The organism is Streptomyces sp. NPDC048643 (genome assembly GCF_040650615.1).
Classification (GTDB): domain Bacteria; phylum Actinomycetota; class Actinomycetes; order Streptomycetales; family Streptomycetaceae; genus Streptomyces.
Genome location: NZ_JBEZHO010000015.1, coordinates 88,226 through 105,261, shown reverse-complemented (window position 1 = coordinate 105,261; position 17,036 = coordinate 88,226). Strand labels below are relative to the sequence as shown.

At 69.8% G+C, this 17,036-nt stretch carries 17 protein-coding genes; 10 read left to right on the top strand and 7 right to left on the bottom strand.

Going from position 1 to position 17,036, the window contains the following annotated elements; translation table 11 throughout:
• The 4 genes from AB0C62_RS17600 to AB0C62_RS17585 all read left to right on the top strand — a co-directional run bounded on the left by AB0C62_RS17600 (window position 1) and on the right by AB0C62_RS17585 (window position 3,056).
• The gene (locus tag AB0C62_RS17600; protein ID WP_362974030.1) at window positions 1-975 is read left to right on the top strand and encodes a ribose-phosphate diphosphokinase; all 975 of its coding nucleotides are present in this window, start codon (window positions 1-3) and stop codon (window positions 973-975) included.
• 202 nt (window positions 976-1,177) lie between these two features.
• A complete protein-coding gene (locus AB0C62_RS17595) occupies window positions 1,178-1,774 on the top strand; it encodes a 50S ribosomal protein L25/general stress protein Ctc (RefSeq protein ID WP_362974028.1) in 597 nt (198 codons plus the stop codon).
• Window positions 1,775-1,845: 71 nt separating this feature from the next.
• Window positions 1,846-2,457, top strand: a complete 612-nt coding sequence (pth, locus tag AB0C62_RS17590) for an aminoacyl-tRNA hydrolase (protein WP_362974026.1) — start codon at window positions 1,846-1,848, stop codon at window positions 2,455-2,457.
• A gap of 113 nt (window positions 2,458-2,570) precedes the next feature.
• Window positions 2,571-3,056: a hypothetical protein gene (locus AB0C62_RS17585; RefSeq protein WP_362974024.1), complete on the top strand. Its 486-nt coding sequence runs from the start codon at window positions 2,571-2,573 to the stop codon at window positions 3,054-3,056.
• Between the two features lie 135 nt (window positions 3,057-3,191).
• Here AB0C62_RS17585 and ppc read toward each other — a convergent pair whose 3' ends face one another.
• Window positions 3,192-5,924, bottom strand: coding sequence for a phosphoenolpyruvate carboxylase (ppc, locus tag AB0C62_RS17580; RefSeq protein ID WP_362974022.1), 2,733 nt, complete (start codon window positions 5,922-5,924; stop codon window positions 3,192-3,194).
• Window positions 5,925-6,274: 350 nt separating this feature from the next.
• Here ppc and AB0C62_RS17575 point away from each other — a divergent pair, with 350 nt between their 5' ends.
• Together AB0C62_RS17575 and AB0C62_RS17570 are read left to right on the top strand one after the other, a co-directional pair.
• Window positions 6,275-7,288: a fatty acid desaturase gene (locus tag AB0C62_RS17575; protein ID WP_362974020.1), complete on the top strand. Its 1,014-nt coding sequence runs from the start codon at window positions 6,275-6,277 to the stop codon at window positions 7,286-7,288.
• On the top strand, window positions 7,285-7,965 hold the full coding sequence (locus tag AB0C62_RS17570) for a TetR/AcrR family transcriptional regulator (protein WP_164373993.1): 681 nt from the start codon (window positions 7,285-7,287) through the stop codon (window positions 7,963-7,965). The genes AB0C62_RS17575 and AB0C62_RS17570 overlap by 4 nt, the downstream gene beginning before the upstream one ends.
• A gap of 10 nt (window positions 7,966-7,975) precedes the next feature.
• Here AB0C62_RS17570 and AB0C62_RS17565 read toward each other — a convergent pair whose 3' ends face one another.
• Both AB0C62_RS17565 and AB0C62_RS17560 read right to left on the bottom strand, forming a co-directional pair.
• The gene (locus tag AB0C62_RS17565; protein WP_362974018.1) at window positions 7,976-8,395 is read right to left on the bottom strand and encodes a VOC family protein; all 420 of its coding nucleotides are present in this window, start codon (window positions 8,393-8,395) and stop codon (window positions 7,976-7,978) included.
• Window positions 8,395-9,207: a trans-aconitate 2-methyltransferase gene (locus tag AB0C62_RS17560; RefSeq protein WP_362974016.1), complete on the bottom strand. Its 813-nt coding sequence runs from the start codon at window positions 9,205-9,207 to the stop codon at window positions 8,395-8,397. The genes AB0C62_RS17565 and AB0C62_RS17560 overlap by 1 nt, the downstream gene beginning before the upstream one ends.
• A 158-nt stretch (window positions 9,208-9,365) precedes the next feature.
• On the opposite strand from AB0C62_RS17560, the gene tamR reads away from it, so the two are divergent.
• Window positions 9,366-9,863 carry a MarR family transcriptional regulator TamR gene (gene tamR / locus AB0C62_RS17555; protein WP_362974014.1) on the top strand — a complete coding sequence of 166 codons (498 nt, stop codon included), beginning with the start codon at window positions 9,366-9,368 and terminating at the stop codon, window positions 9,861-9,863.
• Here the strand turns inward: tamR and AB0C62_RS17550 are convergent.
• Window positions 9,822-10,589 (bottom strand): response regulator transcription factor, encoded by a 768-nt coding sequence (locus tag AB0C62_RS17550; RefSeq protein WP_362974012.1) that lies wholly within the window; start codon window positions 10,587-10,589, stop codon window positions 9,822-9,824. The two genes, tamR and AB0C62_RS17550, sit on opposite strands and share 42 nt — an antisense overlap.
• A gap of 255 nt (window positions 10,590-10,844) precedes the next feature.
• Here AB0C62_RS17550 and AB0C62_RS17545 point away from each other — a divergent pair, with 255 nt between their 5' ends.
• Window positions 10,845-11,318, top strand: coding sequence for an N-acetyltransferase (locus AB0C62_RS17545; RefSeq protein ID WP_362974010.1), 474 nt, complete (start codon window positions 10,845-10,847; stop codon window positions 11,316-11,318).
• Window positions 11,319-11,429: 111 nt separating this feature from the next.
• Here AB0C62_RS17545 and galK read toward each other — a convergent pair whose 3' ends face one another.
• Genes galK through galT form a run of 3 tightly spaced genes read right to left on the bottom strand, consistent with a single transcriptional unit; the run spans window position 11,430 to window position 14,635 of the window.
• Entirely contained in the window at window positions 11,430-12,572 is a 1,143-nt protein-coding gene (gene galK, locus AB0C62_RS17540; protein WP_362974008.1) for a galactokinase, read from the bottom strand.
• A 12-nt stretch (window positions 12,573-12,584) separates the two neighbouring features.
• Window positions 12,585-13,550 carry a UDP-glucose 4-epimerase GalE gene (gene galE, locus AB0C62_RS17535; RefSeq protein ID WP_362974006.1) on the bottom strand — a complete coding sequence of 322 codons (966 nt, stop codon included), beginning with the start codon at window positions 13,548-13,550 and terminating at the stop codon, window positions 12,585-12,587.
• Window positions 13,547-14,635, bottom strand: coding sequence for a galactose-1-phosphate uridylyltransferase (galT, locus tag AB0C62_RS17530; RefSeq protein WP_362974004.1), 1,089 nt, complete (start codon window positions 14,633-14,635; stop codon window positions 13,547-13,549). Before galT ends, galE begins: the two co-directional genes overlap by 4 nt.
• 179 nt (window positions 14,636-14,814) lie before the next feature.
• Between galT and AB0C62_RS17525 the strand changes: the two genes are divergently transcribed.
• Together AB0C62_RS17525 and AB0C62_RS17520 are read left to right on the top strand one after the other, a co-directional pair.
• Window positions 14,815-16,515, top strand: coding sequence for a sodium:solute symporter family protein (locus AB0C62_RS17525; RefSeq protein WP_362974002.1), 1,701 nt, complete (start codon window positions 14,815-14,817; stop codon window positions 16,513-16,515).
• 40 nt (window positions 16,516-16,555) lie between these two features.
• The gene (locus tag AB0C62_RS17520; protein WP_362974000.1) at window positions 16,556-16,873 is read left to right on the top strand and encodes a hypothetical protein; all 318 of its coding nucleotides are present in this window, start codon (window positions 16,556-16,558) and stop codon (window positions 16,871-16,873) included.
• Window positions 16,874-17,036: the final 163 nt, after the last annotated feature.

Sequence of the window (17,036 nt, the reverse complement as noted above, 5' to 3'; positions counted from 1 at the left end):
GTGACCGGGATCAAGACGACCGGCGAGAAGAAGATGATGTTCTTCTCCGGCCGCGCCCACCCCGAGCTTGCCGAGGAGGTCGCCCACAAGCTGGGTGTCGGGGTTGTCCCGACGAAGGCCTTCGACTTCGCGAACGGCGAGATCTACATCCGCTACCAGGAGTCGGCGCGCGGTGCGGACTGCTTCCTGATGCAGAGCCACACGGCTCCGATCAACAAGTGGATCATGGAGCAGTTGATCATGATCGACGCTCTGAAGCGGGCGTCCGCGCGGAGCATCACGGTGATCGTGCCGTTCTACGGTTACGCGCGCCAGGACAAGAAGCACCGTGGGCGTGAACCGATCTCGGCGCGTCTGATCGCGGACCTGATGAAGACGGCGGGTGCGGACCGCATTCTGACGGTGGATCTGCACACGGATCAGATCCAGGGCTTCTTCGACGGTCCGGTGGACCACCTCTTCGCGCTGCCGATCCTGGCGGACTACGTGGGCGCCAAGGTGGACCGGTCGAAGCTGACGGTGGTCTCGCCGGACGCCGGCCGGGTGCGGGTGGCGGACCGTTGGTGCGACCGTCTGGACGCGCCGCTGGCGATCGTGCACAAGCGCCGTGACAAGGACGTCGCGAACAAGGTCACCGTGCACGAGGTGGTCGGTGACGTGGAGGGCCGGGTCTGCATCCTGGTCGACGACATGATCGACACGGGCGGCACGATCTGTGCCGCGGCGGACGCGCTGTTCGCGCACGGCGCGGAGGACGTCATCGTGACGGCGACGCACGGTGTGCTGTCGGGTCCCGCGGCGGACCGTCTGAAGAACTCGAAGGTCAGTGAGTTCGTGTTCACGGACACCCTGCCGACGCCGGGTGAGCTGGAGCTCGACAAGATCACGGTGCTGTCGATCGCGCCGACGATCGCGAACGCGGTGCGTGAGGTCTTCGAGGACGGTTCGGTGACGAGCCTGTTCGAGGAGCAGTAGGCCTCGGTTCCGCCGGTCCTCTAGATCGATTTCTTGTACGGCCTCCCCGCCCCGTAAGCTGTCACAGTTGCTCGGCGAGGGAGGCCGTTCCGCTGTCTGAGGCGGGTACGGCGGTCCGTTATCGACGCGCTCTTCGTAGCAGGCCGATGGTTTGGCCGGGTGACCTTTTTCGCCAGGTTTCCCAGTTCTACGAGGAGTGAACATGTCCGAGGTCAAGCTCGCCGCCGGCACCCGCACCGAGTTCGGCAAGGGTGCCGCCCGTCGCATCCGCCGTGAGAGCAAGGTTCCCGCGGTTGTCTACGGTCACGGCACGGAGCCGGTCCACATCACGCTGCCGGGCCACGAGCTGCTGCTCGCCCTGCGTACCCCGAACGTCCTGCTGACGCTGGACATCGAGGGCAAGACCGAGCTGGCGATCCCGAAGGCCGTCCAGCGTGACGCCATCAAGGGCTTCATCGAGCACGTCGACCTGCTGCTCGTGAAGCGCGGCGAGAAGGTCACCGTCGAGGTCTTCGTGCAGACCGAGGGCGAGCTGGCCCCGGGCAGCTTCCTGCTGGAGCACGTCCTGAACACGCTGACCGTCGAGGCCGAGGCCACGCACATCCCGGAGTCGGTCACCGTCTCCATCGAGGGCCTGGAGGCCGGTGCCTCCATCCACGCCAAGGACATCACGCTCCCCAAGGGCACCACGCTGGCGATCGACGAGGACGCGGTCGTCCTCCAGGTCCTCTCCGCGCAGGCCGAGGAGCCGGCGTCCGAGGACGAGTCCGCCTCGGCGGACGCGCCCGCCGAGGCCTGATCCTCGCCGCATCTTCAGCTGTGCCGCCGCCGCTCCTGTCAGGGGCGGCGGCTGCCGCGTATCAAGGACAGATGGGAGAGACGGACGTGACGACCGACGCCACCGCGCCCTGGCTGATCGTGGGCCTGGGGAATCCGGGCCCGGAGTACGCGATGAACCGGCACAACGTGGGCTTCATGGTGGCCGATCTGCTGGCGGGACGGATCGGCGGGAAGTTCAAGCGGGCGGGCAAGGCGCAGGCGCAGGTGATCGAGGGGCGGATCGGGCCGCCGGGTCCGGCGAACCGGCGGGTGATCCTGGCGAAGCCGATGTCGTACATGAACCTGTCGGGTGGTCCGGTGCCGGCGCTGCGGGACTTCTACAAGGTGCCGACGGGGAACATCGTGGCGGTCCATGACGAGTTGGACATCGACTACGGGGTGCTGCGGCTGAAGCTGGGTGGCGGGGACAACGGTCACAACGGGCTGAAGTCGATGACGAAGGCGATGGGCGCGGACTATCACCGGGTGCGGTTCGGGATCGGGCGTCCGCCGGGGCGGATGCAGGTGGCGGATTTCGTGCTGAAGGATTTCGCGTCGGCGGAGCGCAAGGAGCTGGACTACTTCGTGGACCGGGCCGCTGACGCGGTGGAGGCTCTGGTGATCGAGGGCCTGGAGCGGGCGCAGAGCACGTACAACTCCTGAGGTCGGGCCGGGGGCGCCCGAAGGCTCGTACGGCGGTCGATGTGCGGGTACAACGGTGGACTTGTCCCCGCCGGAGTTGACCAAGCGCTCAGCCATGGCCAATGATCCCCGCCATGCCTGCTGTCACCTCCCGTCAGAGCGCGTACGCGGCGCTGCGTTTCGGGCGGCTCGCGACGATGGGCGCGGTCACGCTGCTCATTCTGGTCGCGGGTGTCTGGGCCTCCTGGGGCACCGCTCAGCACGTGATGCTGGGCAAGGGGCGGGAGCGGGGCACGCTGGCGGTGGTGTCGTGTGCGGACGGGGCGTGCTGGGGGCGGTTCACGCCGCTGTCGCCGGGTTACCGGGCGCGGGACCGGGTGAGTATCGACCAGGAGCCCGCGGTGCGGAAGGGCCGGACGTACACGGTGACGGTGAAGCCGGACAGTGACGAGGTGGTCCGCAGCGGTCCGGCCGGTCTGCTGTACGCGTGGTCGCCGCTGGCCGGTGCGCTGTTGCTGGCGTCGGTGGTGGTCGCGGGCGGGCTGCGGCTGACGCGGGCGGCCTGGGTGATGGCGGGTGCGGGTCTTGCCCTGCTGACGGCCGCGTTCCTGGCGCTGTAGGCCCCCGGGGCGCTCCGCCGCCCCCTCTCTTGCCTCCCGGTTCACACGAAGGCGCCCTCCCCGTCCGTTCGGATACGACGGACGGGGAGGGCGCCTTCGTGTTCCGCCGGGCTGTGCCGCCCGGCGGAGGGGGGCTCAGCCGGTGTTGCGCAGGCCCGCGGCGACGCCGTTGACCGTCAGGAGCAGGGCCCTCGAGAGCAGCGGGTCGGGTTCCTGGCCGGCGGCGGCCTCCTCGCGCTGGCGCTTGAGGAGGGCGACCTGGAGGTAGGAGATCGGGTCCAGGTAGGCGTCGCGGATGGAGAAGGTCTGCTGGAGCACCGGGTTGGTGTCGAGCAGCTTCTCTCCGCCGGTGACGCGCAGCACCTCGCGGACGGTGAGCTCGTGTTCGGCCCGGATGGCCTCGAAGACGTGCTTGAGGTCGTCGGGTACGAGGGTGTCGACGTAGTGGCCGGCGATGCGCAGGTCGGTCTTCGCGAGGGTCATCTCGACGTTGGAGAGGAAGTTCCGGAAGAAGTGCCACTGCTCGTGCATCTCGTCGAGCATGGTGTCCAGGCCGGCTTCGCGCAGGGCCTTGAGGCCCGAGCCGACGCCGAACCAGCCGGGCACGATCTGCCGGGACTGGGTCCAGCCGAAGACCCACGGGATGGCGCGCAGTCCGTCGAGCGAGACGCCCGAGCCGGGCCGGCGGGAGGGCCGTGAGCCCAGGTGCAGGTCGGCGAGCTGGTCGACCGGCGTGGAGGCGAGGAAGTACGTCGGCAGGTCGGGGTCCTCGACGAGCTTGCGGTAGGCGGAGTGGGCGGCGTCGGAGACGACGTCCATCGCCGCGTCCCAGCGGGCGAGGGCCTCGTCGGACTGGCGCGGCGCGGTGTGCAGGGCGGATGCCTGCAGGGTGGCGGCGACGGTCAGTTCGAGGTTCTCGCGGGCGAGGGAGGGGATGAGGTACTTGTCGGAGATGACCTCGCCCTGCTCGGTGACCTTGATCTCGCCCTCCAGGGTGCCCCAGGGCTGGGCGAGGATGGCGTCGTGCGAGGGGCCGCCGCCGCGGCCGACGGTGCCGCCGCGGCCGTGGAAGAGGCGCAGGCGGACGCCGTAGCGGTGGGCGACGTCGCGGAGCCGGCGCTGGGCGCGGTGGATCTCCCACTGGGAGGTGGTGATGCCGCCGAACTTGGAGGAGTCGGAGTAGCCGAGCATGACCTCCTGGACGTCCCCGCGCAGCGCCACGAGGCGGCGGTACGAGGGGTCGGAGAGCATGTCCTCCAGGATGGTGTCCGCGGCCTTGAGCTCGTCGGTGGTCTCCAGGAGCGGCACGATGCCGATCTTCGCCCAGCCGGCGTGCAGGTCGAGCAGTCCGGCCTCGCGGGCGAGGACGGCGGCGGCGAAGACGTCGTCGGCGCCCTGGCACATGGAGATGATGTACGACTCGATGACCTCGGGCCCGAAGGTCTTCAGGGCCCTCTTGACGGTCTCGAAGACGCCGAGGGTCTTGTTGCCCGCGGCGTCCAGCGGCGCGGGGGTCGGGGCGAGCGGCCGGCGGGAGCGCAGTTCCTTGGCGAGGAGCTTGGCGCGGTAGTCGCGCGGCATGTCCACGTAGCGCCAGGACTCCTCGCCGAGGCGGTCGAAGAGCTGGCCGAGGGCGTGGTGGTGGGCGTCCGCGTGTTCGCGTACGTCCATGGTGGCGAGCTGGAGGCCGAAGGCGGCGAGGGTGCGGATGGTGCGGTTCATCCGGCCGTCGGCGATCAGGCCGCCGCGGTGTTCGCGCAGCGAGGTCTGGATGAGGATGAGGTCGCGGAGGAGTTCGGCGGTGCCGAGGTAGTCGCGGCCGTCCTCGTGGGTGGTGCCCTTGGCGAGGCGGAGCTTGGTGTTCTCCAGCTTCTGCCGGATGCAGGTGGCCTTGAGCCGGTAGGGCTCCTCGGCGTTGAGGCGCTTGTAGCGGGGGCTGATCTCCGGGAGGCGTTCGAGGTCGGTCTGGAGGGATTCCAGGAGGTCCTCGGTGGCGCCTGTGTAGCGGATGGAGTTCGACAGGAAGCCGCGGAGTTCGTCGATGAGTTCCAGGGCGTCGTTGATGCCGTGTTCGTGCTGGAGGATCAGGACGTCCCAGGTGACGTCGGGGGTGACGTTCGGGTTGCCGTCGCGGTCGCCGCCGATCCAGGTGCCGAAGGTGAGCGGCCTGGTCTCGTCGGGGAGGACGACGCCGACGCGTTCGAGTTCGGCGGTGAGGTCCTCGAGGACGTCGCCGACGGCGCCGACGTGCAGTTCGTCCAGGTAGTAGATGGCGTTGCGGGCCTCGTCGGCGGGTTCGGGGCGGACGACCCGGAGCTCGTCGGTCTGCCAGACGAGGTCGATGTTCTCGGCGAGGCGGGTGTCGTAGCGGCGGCGGTCGGCCTCGATGACCGGGGTCTCCAGCAGGGCCGCGATGCGGCGCAGCTTGTTGAGGACCGAGCGGCGGGCCGCTTCGGTGGGGTGGGCGGTGAAGACCGGGCGGACGTTGAGGTTCTTGACCGTCTGGCGCAGGTGCTCGGGGTCGGCGTCCTTGAGGCGGTCCGCGGTGCGGGCGAGGAGGCTGCCGTCGGCGGCGCGCCGGGCGCGCAGTTCGCGGCCTCGGTGGACCTGCTCGGTGACGTTGGCGAGGTGGAAGTAGGTCGAGAAGGCGCGGACCAGCTTGGCGGCGGTCTCCAGTTCGGTGCCGCGCAGCAGGTCGGCGGCGGCCTCGCCGTCCTCGCGGGTCAGGCGGCGGACCTTCTCGACCAGTTCCAGGAGCTCGGGGCCCTCCTGCCGTACGAGGGTCTCACCGAGCAGATCGCCCAGGCGGCGGATGTCGGCGCGCAGCTCGCTGCTGGTCGTCGTGGTCTGGTCGTCGGCACTGCTCACAGGTGCGGCTCCTTGCAGTGTTGAAGCTCGTCTGAAGAGTGGGGAATCTCGTCTGAAGCTCGGCTGGGAGGGAACCCGGGTGTTCGACCGCGCGGCGGGTGCCGCTTGGCGAGGAGGCATCCGGGAAGAAATCAGAGCGGACCGCGCTGTCCGACCGACTCCAAGGATAGGTGTCCATGCGGACGCGCAGGCTGTCGGGCTCTTGCCGCCGGGCTGCGCGCTGACATACTTACGTCGCCGTAGGTTACGGACCCGTAGGGTCTCCCGTTCGTCGACGGGTGAACCATGGGGGCCGCACCCGGACTCTCTTCCCCGCCCTTCATGACCTTCGAACCCCACAGGGGACGCCCATGACCACGAGTTCCGATGTGATCGACGACGCCCCGCAGGCGGACGACGATGGCAACCGGCTTCCCGCCGCCACGCTGGGCGGCGAGAGGAAGGGGTCGCTCGAACAGCTCACGCTGCTCCTCTTCATCGCGGTTCCGTTCGTCGCGCTGCTCGCGGCGGTGCCGCTGACCTGGGGGTGGGGGGTGAGCTGGCTGGATCTCGGCCTGCTGGTCTTCTTCTACTACCTGGGATGCCACGGCGTCACGATCGGCTACCACCGCTACTTCACGCATGGCTCCTTCAAGGCGAAGCAGCCGCTGCGGATCGCGATCGCGATCGCGGGTTCGATGGCGGTCGAGGGGCCGGTGGTGCGCTGGGTCGCCGACCATCGCAAGCACCACAGGTTCTCGGACGCGGAGGGTGACCCGCATTCGCCGTGGAAGTACGGGGAGACGGTCCCGGCGCTGCTGAAGGGCCTGTGGTGGGCGCACATCGGCTGGATGTTCGACGAGGAGCGCACGCCGCAGGAGAAGTACGCGCCGGATCTGGTGAAGGACCCGGTGATCCGGGCGATCTCGCGTCAGTTCCTCTTCTGGACGCTGTTGTCGCTGGCGCTGCCGGCGCTGATCGGCGGTCTGGTGACGATGTCCTGGTGGGGCGCGTTCACCGGGTTCTTCTGGGGGTCTCTGGTGCGGGTGGCGCTGCTGCACCATGTGACGTGGTCGATCAACTCGATCTGTCACGCGGTGGGCAAGCGGCCGTTCAAGTCGCGTGACCGTTCGGGCAACGTGTGGTGGCTGGCCGTGCTGTCGTGCGGTGAGTCCTGGCACAACCTGCATCACGCGGACCCGACGTCGGCGCGGCACGGTGTGGACCGCGGTCAGATCGACTCCTCGGCGCGGATCATCCGCTGGTGCGAGCAGCTCGGCTGGGCGTACGACGTGCGGTGGCCGTCACGGTCGCGGCTCGATTCCCGCCGGAACGAAGACGGGAACGGCTCCCGGCGCAAGACGGAATCCGCTGAAGCGGCATGATTGACGGCGTGGCGACCGACTCCAGCAGCACCTCAGGCAGCAACGAGAAGCCGCGGCGCGCGCGCCGTACCCGCATGACCGGCGCGGAGCGTCGTCAGCAGCTGCTGGAGATCGGCCGCACCCTGTTCGCGGCGAAGGGGTTCGAGGGCACGTCGGTGGAGGAGATCGCGGCGAAGGCCGGGGTGTCCAAGCCGGTGGTGTACGAGCACTTCGGCGGCAAGGAGGGCCTGTACGCGGTCGTGGTGGACCGGGAGATGCGCCGGCTGCTGGACATGGTGACGAGTTCGCTGACGGCGGGCCATCCGCGGGAGCTGTGCGAGCAGGCGGCTTTCGCTCTGCTGGACTACATCGAGGAGTACACGGACGGGTTCCGGATCCTGGTCCGTGACTCCCCGATCCCGCAGTCGACGGGTTCGTTCGCGTCGCTGATCTCGGACATCGCCACCCAGGTGGAGGACATCCTGGGCCGCGAGTTCAAGAGCCGCGGTTTCGACTCGAAGCTGGCTCCCCTGTACGCGCAGGCCCTGGTGGGCATGGTGGCGTTGACGGGCCAGTGGTGGCTGGACGTCCGTAAGCCCCGCAAGGCGGAGGTGGCGGCGCATCTGGTGAACCTGGCCTGGCACGGTCTGGACGGTCTGGAGCCGAAGCCCCGGCTGATAGGGCACCGCAAGGCTTAGGGCCCAGGGCCTAAAAGTGTTCTTCCGGGCGGGACCGCTCCCCTGTGGCGGTCCCGCCCGGAAGGGTTTTCGGGCGGGGTTCGAGGAATTCGAGGCGGTTGCCGACGGGGTCCTCGGAGTAGAAGCGGCGGTGGCCGGGCAGCTCGTCGTCCCAGGTGACGGGGGCGCCGGTGGCGGCGATCCGTGCGGCGTAGGCGTCGATGCCGGTGACGCGGAGTCCGGGGTGTGCCTTCTTCGCGGGCCGGAAGCCGGCTTCGACGCCGAGGTGGAGCTGGACGGCTCCGGCTGTGAACCAGCAGCCGCCGCGGGCCGCGAGGGCGGGCGGCTTGGGTGTCTCGGTCATCCCGAGGGCGTGGACGTAGTAGGCGCGCAGCCGGTCCTCGGAGCCGGGTGGGGCGGCCAGCTGGACGTGGTCGACGGCGGTGAGCATCAGCCCTTCTTCCGGGCGACGACGAAGAGCCGGCGGAAGGGCAGGACGGTGCCGTAGGACTGCTCGGGGTAGGCGTCGCGCAGCAGGTCGCGGTAGGCGGTGAGGAAGCTGTCGCGGGCCTCGGGGTCGTCGGCGAGGGTGGTGAGGACGGGCCGCAGCCCGGTGCCCTTGGCCCAGTCGAGGACGGCGTCGGGTCCGTTCAGGAGTTGCATGTACGTGGTCTGCCAGATGTCCGTGGTGCAGCCGAGGGCTTCGAGGCGGTCCAGGTAGACGAGCGGGTCGTGGACGGAGTCGGTGGCGCGCAGGACGCCCGCGAGGCGGGTGTTCCAGCGGGCGGAGCCGGCGAGGTCGCGCATGAGGACGTGCAGGGGCGCGTCGATGTTGTCGGGCATCTGGACGGCGAGGGTGCCGCCGGGTGCGAGGGCGTCGAGCCAGCCGGGGAGGGCCTGGAGGTGTCCTGGCACCCACTGGAGGGCGGCGTTGGAGGCGATGAGGTCGTACGTCTCGGTGGGCGCCCAGTCGGTGAGGTCGGCGTGGGCGAAGTCGAGGCGGCCGCCGCCGGCGGTGGGGCCGGCGTACTCCTCGGCCTCGGTGAGCATCTCGGCGGAGTTGTCGTAGCCGGTGATGTGGGCGGTGGGCCAGCGTTCGGCGAGCTGGACGGTGACGTTGCCGGGGCCGCAGCCGAGGTCGGCGATGCGGGCGGGATCGCCGGGCAGGTCCGTGACCTGGGTGAGCAGGTCGGCGAAGGGGCGGGCACGGTGCGCGGCGTGGCGCAGGTACTGGTGGGGGTCCCAGGTGGGGGTGGCTGCCATGGGCGGGTCTCCTCGCGGGTCGGCGGAGCGGTGGGGGCCGCCGGACGGGATGCCGGGGTCGGCCGTTCCGGTGTCCAGCCTCACCCACAAAGTCTCTTGACGTCAAGAGACTCCACATCAAGAGACTTCATGTCGACACAACCACTACACTGATCGTCATGGAGGACGAGGTCGATCGGCTGGTCGCTGCGTGGCGCCGGGAGCGCCCGGACCTCGACGTGGAACCGCTGGAGGTACTGAGCCGGGTGAGCAGGCTCGCCCGGCATCTGGACCGCGCGCGCCGACTGGCGTTCTCCGAGCACAGCCTGGAGCCCTGGGAGTTCGACGTCCTGACGGCGCTGCGGCGCGCGGGATCCCCGTATCAGCTCTCCCCCGGACAGCTCCTCACCCAGACGCTGGTCACGTCGGGCACGATGACGAACCGCATCGACCGCCTGACGAAGAAGGGCCTGGTGGAGCGCCTCCCGGACCCGAGCGACCGCAGAGGTGTGCTCGTCCGGCTCACCGAGGAGGGTCGCGACCGCGCCGACCAGGCGCTGGCCGGGCTGCTCGAACAGGAGCGGGCGATCCTCGCGGAGCTGAGCCGGGCGCAGCGCGGTGAACTGGCCGGGCTGCTACGCCAGTTGACCGCCCCGTTCGACAACATCCCCGGTTAGGTCGACGGGTCCGACCCCGGCGCGCCGGGCGAGGGCCACGGCGGCGAGGGTCGAGTGCACGCCGAGTTTCCCCAGCACGTTCTGCATATGGGTGCGGACGGTGTGCGGGGAGAGGAACAGCCGCTCCGCCACGGCCTTGCGGCCCAGTCCGGCCACCATGCAGCGCAGCACCTCGCGCTCACGGGGCGTCAGCGACTCCACGAGCCGCTCGCTCTCGGTGCGGTGCTTGCGCGCGGCGGTCAGCTCCCGCAGCACCCCGGTGAGCAGGGCGGGCGGCAGATGCGTCTCGTCGCGCAGGACACCCCGTATGACGGTGAGCAGTCGCGACAGCGAACAGTCCTTGGCGACCCAGCCGGAGGCGCCGGCCTGCAGGGCGAGCGCGGCCCGGCGCGGATCGTCCTTCTCCGCCAGGACGACGATGCGGACGCCCGGCTGCCCGGTGCGCACGCCGGCGACCAGCGAGATGCCGTCCACCAGGCCGTCCTCGTTGCTCTCCTGGACGGGCACCGCCGGGCGCATGCCGGGCAGATTGCCGCCCAGGTCGGCGTCGACGAGCAGCACGTCGAACCGGCGGCCCTCGGCCGCGGCGCGTTCCAGGCAGCGCAGCGCGGCGGGCCCGCTGCCTGCCGCGGACACGTCGACATCGGGCTCGGCCGCGAGAGCTGCGGCGAGCGACTCGGCGAAGATGCGGTGGTCGTCGACGACCAGTACTCGGATGCGAACCACTGAAACCCCCACTGTCGGGGGACGGTCGGTACGGGTACGGCGCCCGAAGTGATCCCGAGCCAGCTTGCGACCCGGAAGCGGGGTGCCGCAGCCGCACGGCCGCCGCCGTGCTGGAAGTGCTACCCCCACTTCGGGCGTCGTACCCGACTGTCTCGCCCCCTGATCAGCACCGGCCCCCACCGGTACTGCTCATCAGGGTACGGGCGGGGGCGTGGAGCGGAAGGCAATTTGCAGAACTGGTTGGCCAGCGCGTTTATGGTGAGCCCTATGTTTCGTATCGAGACAGGAGACGACAAAGACCGTCGGGATCTGCTCCGTCGGCGACTGCTGGAGACCAACACGGCGGCGTCCCCGGTGCTGCGCGCGCTGCGCGGGACCCCGGGCGAGCGTCAGCGTCCGCTCCAGCTGTGGGCCCTGGACGAGGCGGGTGACCTGGCCGGCGGGCTGGTGGGGCACACGTGGACGACCTGGCTCCACGTCACCTACCTGTGGGTCGACGGCCGTCATCGCGGCAGCGGTCTCGGCAGCCGGCTCCTCGCCGACGCCGAACGGGCGGCCACGGAGCGCGGCTGCGACGCGGCCCGCCTGGAGACCTGGGACTTCCAGGCCCCCGACTTCTACCGCAAACAGGGCTACGAGGTGGTCTCCGTGATCCCCGACTACCCCCCGGGAATCACGGAGTACACCCTGACGAAGCGCTGGAAGGGTCTCGGCCCCTCCGGCGTTTGAGGAGCGGCGGTCCGGGGGCGGAGCCCCCGGGGACGACGGGGGTCCCCCCTGGTCGAGCGAAGCCGAGACCTTGGGGGAGGGTAGGGGCCAAGGGGCGAAAAGAGCCCGGGTTCAGCCGACCCGCCGGGCCCCCGCCGAGGGAACGGCCGGGAAGATGCGGGGGGCGGTGAAGCCCGCCGACAGGAACGCCTCGGCGATCGCCTTGCCGACCGCGTCCACGTCGGTGGATTCCAGCAGCACGATCGCGGAGCCCCCGAACCCGCCACCGGTCATCCGCGCCCCGAGCGCCCCCGCCGCGTTCGCCGCCGAGACGGCGAGATCCAGCTCGGGACAGGAGATCCGCAGGTCGTCCCGGAGCGAGGCGTGACCGTCCGTCAGGACGGGCCCGATGGCGCGGACGTCACCCGCGTCCAGCAGGGCGATGACCCGCTCCACCCGGTGGTCGTCGGAGACGACGTGCCGGACATAGCGGCGCACCCGCTCGTCGGACAGCCGCGCGAGCGCCGCGTCGAGCCCCTCGTGGGCGACGTCCCGCAGGTGGGAGACGCCCAGCTGACGAGCCCCCTCCTCGCACCCCTCCCGCCGCTCGGCGTACGCCCCGTCCCCCAGCGCGTGCTTGACGCGGGTGTCGACGACGAGGAGTTCGAGCCCCTGGGAGGCGAGGTCGAAGGGGACCTGGCGGATCGACAGGTCCCGGCAGTCGAGGTGCAGGGCGTTGCCCTCGGTGCAGCAGGCGGAGGCGGTCTGGTCCATGATCCCGCACGGCACGCCGACGAAGTCGTTCTCGGCGCGCTGCGCGACGCGGGCCAGCTCGGGGCGGGTGAGACCGAGGCCGTACAGCTCGTCGAGGGCGACGGCCGTGACGACCTCCAGGGCGGCGGAGGAGGACAGGCCGGCGCCGGTGGGGACCGTGGAGGCGAGGTGGATGTCCGCGCCGCCGACCGCGTGGCCGGCCTCGCGCAGCGCCCACACGACACCCGCCGGGTACGCGGCCCAGCCGGTGTCCGAGCGCGGCACGAGTTCGTCGACCCGCAGCTCGACGACGGGCCCTTCGATGTCCGCCGAGTTGAGCCGCAGCACCCCGTCGGACCGGCGGGAGACCGCCGCGACCGCCGTGTGCGGCAGCGCGAGCGGCATCACGAACCCCTCGTTGAAGTCCGTGTACTCGCCGATCAGGTTGACGCGGCCCGGTGCCGCCCAGACGCCCTCGGGCGCGGCCCCGTACAGCTCCTCGAAGCCCTCACGTACCCCCACCTGCTCCACCTGCTATCCCTTCGCTACGTTCTGTGCGAACTCCCACGCGTCCGCGACGATGCCCGCGAGATCCGCGCGGGACGGGTTCCAGCCGAGCCGCTCCCGGGCGGTGTCCGCCGAGGCGACGAGGATCGCCGGGTCGCCGCCGCGGCGCGGTGTCACGACCTCGGGGATCGGGTGTCCGGTCACCTGGCGCACGGTCTCGATGACCTCGCGGACGGAGAAGCCGTTGCCGTTGCCGAGGTTGCAGATCAGGTGCTCACCGGGCGAGGCGGCGGCGACCGCCAGCAGGTGCGCCTCGGCGAGGTCCGCGACGTGGATGTAGTCGCGGACGCAGGTGCCGTCCGGGGTCGGGTAGTCGTCTCCGTAGACGGAGATGGCGTCGCGGCGGCCCTGGGCGACCTGGAGGACCAGCGGGATGAGGTGCGACTCGGGGTCGTGCCGCTCGCCGCTGTCGCCGTAGGCGCCGGCCACGTTGAAGTACCGCAGCGAGACCGCGGCCAGTCCGTGGGCGGCGGCCTCGCCGGTGATCATGTGGTCGACGGCGAGCTTGGAGGCGCCGTAGGGGTTGGTGGGGCGGGTCGGCGCGGACTCGACGATCGGGGTGGTCTCCGGCTCGCCGTAGGTCGCGGCGGTGGAGGAGAACACGAGCCTGCGCACACCGGCGTCGCGCATCGCGGCGAGCAGCGCCATGGTGCCGCCGACGTTGTTGTCCCAGTACTTCTCGGGCTTCACCACGGACTCGCCGACCTGGGAGAAGGCGGCGAAGTGCAGGACGGCGTCGTACGAGGAGTCCAGCCACTTGGCGGCGTCGCGGATGTCGCCCTCGACGAAGGAGGCCCCGGCGGGGACGCCCTCGCGGAATCCCGTCGAGAGGTTGTCGAGGACGGTGACCTCGTGGCCCGCCTCGACCAGGTGGCGGGCGACCACGCTGCCCACATAGCCGGCTCCACCGGTGACCAGGTACTTCCCACTCATGAACTCGCTACCTCTCGCAGTCGCTGAGCCGCGGTCTCCGGCGGCACGTCGTTGATGAACACGCTCATGCCGGACTCGGAACCCGCGAGGAACTTCAGCTTGCCGGAAGTGCGGCGAATGGTGAAAAGCTCGAGGTGGAGCGCGAAGTCGTCCCGGTTGACGCCGTCGAACTCGTCGAGCGGGCCGAACGGGGCCTGGTGCCAGGCCGCGATGTACGGCGTCGGGGACCCGCTCGCCCCGTCCTTCGCACCGTCCGGGCCGTCGAAGATCCGGTCGAAGCGCCTCAAGAGTTCCAGATAGACCTGGGGGAACTCTGTGCGTGCCTCCTCGTCGAGGCCGAGCAGGTCGGGGACGCGGCGGCGCGGATAGAGGTGGACCTCGTAGGGCCAGTGCGCGGCGTAGGGCACGAAGGCGACCCAGTGGTCACTCGACAGGACGACCCGTGAACCGTCCGCCAGCTCCTTCGCGACGACCTCGTCGAACAGGTTCTCGCCGCCGGTCGCCTCCTTGTGGGCCGCGAGGGACCGCAACATCAGGGCGGTACGCGGCGTGGTGAAGGGGTAGCCGTAGATCTGCCCGTGAGGGTGACCGAGTGTCACGCCGATCTCGGCGCCGCGGTTCTCGAAGCAGAAGACCTGTTCCACGGAGGGCAGATGCGACAGTTCGGCCGTGCGGTCCGTCCACGCCTCCAGCACGAGTGCCGCCTGCCGCTCCGTCAGGTCGGCGAAGGACGCGTCGTGGTCGGAGGTGAAGCAGACGACCTCGCAGCGGCCCGCGTCTCCGGCGAGCGAGGGGAAACGGTTCTCGAAGACCACGACGTCGTACGAGGAGTCGGGGATCTCGCTGAGCCGGTCGCCGGAGGACGGGCACAGCGGGCACTCGTCGGCCGGCGGGTGGTAGGTGCGGCCCTGCCGGTGCGAGGCGATCGCGACCGCGTCGCCGAGCAGCGGGTCGCGGCGCACCTCGGAGGTGGTGACGGTCGGGTCGAGCGGGCGCCGGTCCACCGCGTCGCGGACCTGGTCGTCCCGTGCGTCGTAGTAGATGAGCTCACGACCGTCGGCGAGCCGGGTCGAGGTCTTCTTCACTGTCGGACTCCCCATCCACACCCGATCAAACCTTCAAACATAACCGAACATAACAAACCACAAGGCACCAGCGCCGTCAACATCACAATCAAACAAAGGACACCATCGGAAGTGTTCATTTATTAGAAGCGGCGGCGTAGGTTCCGGTCCGATACGTTCACGCGACGAAGCGAGTTCTGATGCAGTCCCCCACATATCTCCCACCATCGGGCAGCGTGCTGGCCGCCGAGCTGCGGCTCCCCACGAACGCACTCGACTACACGATCCTCGGCATCTACTTCGTGGTCGTCCTCGGCATCGGCTTCGCGGCCCGTAGCTCGGTCAAGACGAGCCTCGACTTCTTCCTCTCCGGGCGTTCGCTCCCGGCCTGGATCACCGGCCTCGCCTTCATCTCGGCCAACCTCGGCGCCACCGAGATCCTCGGCATGGCGGCCAACAGCGCCCAGTACGGCGTCTACACCGTGCACTGGTACTGGATCGGCGCCATCCCGGCGATGGTCTTCCTGGGCCTCGTGATGATGCCGTTCTACTACGGCTCCAAGGTCCGCTCGGTGCCCGAGTTCCTCTTCCTGCGCTTCGACAAGTACGCGCACCTGCTGAGTTCGATCCTGTTCGCCTTCGCCGCCATCCTCATCGCCGGCGTCAACCTGTACTCGCTGGCGATCGTCGTCGAGGCGCTGCTCGGCTGGCCGCAGTGGGTGGCGATCGTCGTCGCCGGCTTCTTCGTCCTCGCGTACATCACCCTCGGCGGGCTGTCCTCGGCGATCTACAACGAGGTCCTCCAGTTCTTCGTGATCCTGGCGGCGCTGATCCCGATCGCCGCGCTCGGCCTGAAGCGGGTCGGCGGCTGGGACGGTCTGACGGACTCGCTCGACGCCTCGCACGGCCACGACTTCACGACGGCCTGGGGCGGCACCGGCATCGGCAGCGCCAACCCGCTCGGCGCCAACTGGCTGACCATCGTGCTCGGTCTCGGCTTCGTGCTGTCCTTCGGCTACTGGACGACGAACTTCGCCGAGGTGCAGCGCGCGCTGTCCGCGAAGAACCTCTCGGCGGCCAAGCGCACCCCGCTCATCGCGGCCTACCCGAAGATCTTCATCGTCTTCCTGGTGATGATCCCGGGCCTGGTGGCCGCCGTCCTCGTCCCGAAGATCGGCATGAAGGGATCGGACCTCCAGTACAACGACGCGATCCCCTACCTGATGCAGGAGTTGCTGCCGAACGGTGTCCTCGGCATCGCCGTGACCGGTCTGCTGGCCGCGTTCATGGCGGGCATGGCGGCCAACGTCTCGTCCTTCAACACCGTGTTCACGACCGACATCTGGGCGCGGTACGTGGTCAAGGACCGCGAGGACGCCTACTACGTGCGCTTCGGCCGCGGGATCACCGTGATCGGTGTCCTGGCGTCGATGGGGACGGCCTTCCTGGCGTCGTCGTTCTCCAACATCATGAGCTACCTCCAGACGCTCTTCTCCTTCTTCAACGTGCCGATGTTCGTGGTCTTCATCGTCGGCATGTTCTGGAAGCGCGCGTCGGTGAAGTCCGGCTTCTGGGGTCTGCTGGCCGGTACGACGGCCGCGATGGTGAACTACTTCGTCTTCTACAAGCAGGGCATCATCGGTTTCCCGTCCGACCAGGGCGCCAACTTCGTCTCCGCGATCGCCGGTTTCGTCGCCGGTGCCGTGGTCATGGTCGCGGTGTCGCTGTTCACCGCCCCGAAGCCGGCCGAGGAGTTGGAGGGCCTGGTCTACGGCACCCGCTCCCCGGGCATGGCCGAGCCGCCGGCCGCCGGCGACGACGCCTGGTACCGCAGGCCGGCACTGCTGGGCTGGGGCGCCGTGATCCTGGCGGCCGCCTGCTACATCCCGTTCTCGCTCTGACGAGTTCCGACGGGTCCTGACGAGGGAGAATCAAGAAACCATGTCCGACAACTCGGAACGTGACCTCCAGCGCGAGGTCACGGAACTTCAGCAGAAGTCCACGACCGCCGCCCGGCTGTTCGACATCCGCCTGATCATCGGCGGCCTGTTCGTGGTCTACGGCATCATCGTCACGATCGCCGGGATCACGGCCTCCGACGCCGAGATCGACAAGGCGGTCGGCGTCAACATCAACCTGTGGACCGGCCTCGGCATGCTGATCCTCGGCCTGTTCTTCCTGGCCTGGATCTGGCTCCGCCCGCTGGCCGCCCCGGTTCCGGACACCCCGGCCGACGGCGCCACACCGCCGAAGGAGTAGCTCCACCGGCTCGACCCCGCTGCCCGGGGCCGGTGTTCCCACGGGAACCCGGCCCCGAGGCATGTCCGGGCGGGCGTCGGACCGAGAGCGCCGGCTCCGCCCGGACCAGTCGCTTTACGCGGCGTCACCGGTGTGATCAGCTTCACCATGTCATGTACAGACG